The following is a 1,864-nucleotide window of genomic DNA, read 5'->3' on the forward strand; positions in this document are numbered from 1 at the left end:
TGATTTCGGCCGTGTCCTCGATACCCCAGGCGGCGGCGATCGCGTCAATCAGAGCGCCCACCGTCGCTGGCTTCATCAGAGAAGGGGTTCCCCCCCCGAAGAAGATGCTCGACACGGACCGACCCGGAATTCGGGCTGCATTGTGGGCGATTTCGCGTTTGAAGGCGGCGACGAATCGGTCCTGGTCCACCGGTTGGTGGCGGACATGGCTGTTGAAATCGCAATAGGGGCATTTGGAAGCGCAGAAGGGCCAGTGCACGTAGACACCAAAGCCGACATCGCGCGTCGGATGATCGATCATGGGCCGCTTATGACATCTTCGGCGTCCTGCGTCACGATCAGCCCTTGCCGCAGCGGCCGCCCCGACGGAACCCCTACTCCGTCCAGAGCTTTGACGGGTACGCGCTGCTTCATTGCTCGATCTCGCTGGCTTCCGTCGCTCACGCGACATAGTTTAGGAAAACGAACAGGATCTCGCATGCGCCATTGGCACGGCCCTTCCGACAGACGGGGCTACCATCACGGAAACTTGAAGGAAGCGCTGATCGATGCGGCGCAGCGTTTCATCGCGGAGCGCGGCATCGGTGGGTTTACGCTCGTCGATGCGGCAAAACTCGTCGGCGTCACACCAGCGGCCCTGTACCGGCATTTCCGCGGTCGCGAAGCGCTGGTCGCCGAAGTGGCCTTCCGGGGGTACAACGACCTCGCCGATCGCCTCGGCCGGGCCCTCCGTGGGGCTGGGACGCCACTGGAACGCTTCACCCGCATGGGAGAGGCCTATCTGACTTTCGCCGAGCAGGAGCCCGGCTACTACGCTGCCATGTTCTCCGCCAAAACCGGCGACGTGCCCGATGCCAAGGGCGCAGTGCAGGGTGGCGCGCCGAAGGAAAATGCTTTCGATTACCTGGTCCGCGCCCTGTCCGAGACCTTTCCGAGCGGATTCGACGACGTGGATGTGCGCTTCATCGCGGTCGAGGTCTGGGCCCTCTCACATGGCATCGCTACTCTCGACGCTGCCGGCCAATTGCCCAAGGGGCCCGGCCTCCCGGACAAATATGAGCTCCTGCGCGCCGGCGTTCTTGCTCTCGTCCATGGCGCCTTGAAGAAAACGGCGGGTTGAACGAATACGGACGCCCGCATTCTTCACATGACGTTGGTTCAGTTCGGATCCCGTCGTACTCGCCGACATCACGCGACGAGTCTTGCAGAACGTCATCCCCGAGATTTTTCCGTAACTTCCTTTTCCTAGAACTTCCTTTTCCTAGAACTTCCGTTTCCAGGAACCTGCTTTTCCAGGAACTTCGTATCGTGAAGCACGGCGCCATGGCGATGGTAGAGCGCCACTCCTGCTCGCCACAACGCCACCCACTTTCCTTCTGTCTGCGAAACCTTCCTACCCCTTTGCCGGCCGGTTACATCGTTGTGGGGCGCTCGCGCTTTTGAGCCCTGCCCCTTGAAAGCGGGCGTAGGACTTCGCATGTAAATGTTGTTAGCATTAACATGCGGGACCGAGCCAATGACATCGTCTTCAGCCTCCTACAATTCCTCCTCCGAATCCTTCGGTTGGAACGCAGCCGGCGGCCAGGCCGGCGCAGGTGCCGGCGGCCGTTCGCACCGGTGCGGACGTCCACCCCGGCGGGCGATCGAGATCATCGCCGTTATTTTTGCGTTCTTCTGGTTCTGGCCGCTCGCAGTCGCATACCTTGTGTGGCGCTGCATGGGCTCGCCCAAGCGCGATGAGGCCCGCGCGTTCTTCCAGGAGAAGTTTTCCCGCCTTCAGGAAAATTTCTCCGGTGGACCTTCGGGGGGCGGATTCGGCTTCGGCCCCGGCGGCACGGGAAATTCGGCCTTCGAGGATTATCGC

3 protein-coding genes are annotated in these 1,864 nt (G+C 61.6%); 2 read left to right on the forward strand and 1 reads right to left on the reverse strand.

Translation table 11 applies throughout. The annotated features are described in order from the left end of the window. Positions 1–301 (reverse strand): radical SAM protein (locus AC1DT3_RS19685; protein ID WP_477466904.1); only part of this gene is annotated, 301 nt, incomplete at its 3' end. 177 nt (positions 302–478) lie between these two features. On the opposite strand from AC1DT3_RS19685, the gene AC1DT3_RS19690 reads away from it, so the two are divergent. Both AC1DT3_RS19690 and AC1DT3_RS19695 read left to right on the forward strand, forming a co-directional pair. Beyond that, positions 479–1,120, forward strand: a complete 642-nt coding sequence (locus tag AC1DT3_RS19690) for a TetR/AcrR family transcriptional regulator (RefSeq protein ID WP_477466905.1) — start codon at positions 479–481, stop codon at positions 1,118–1,120. Between the two features lie 396 nt (positions 1,121–1,516). Further along, the coding region (locus AC1DT3_RS19695) for a DUF2852 domain-containing protein (RefSeq protein WP_477466906.1) at positions 1,517–1,864 on the forward strand (348 nt) is incomplete at its 3' end.

Source organism: Microvirga sp. P4_G7 (genome assembly GCF_056401005.1).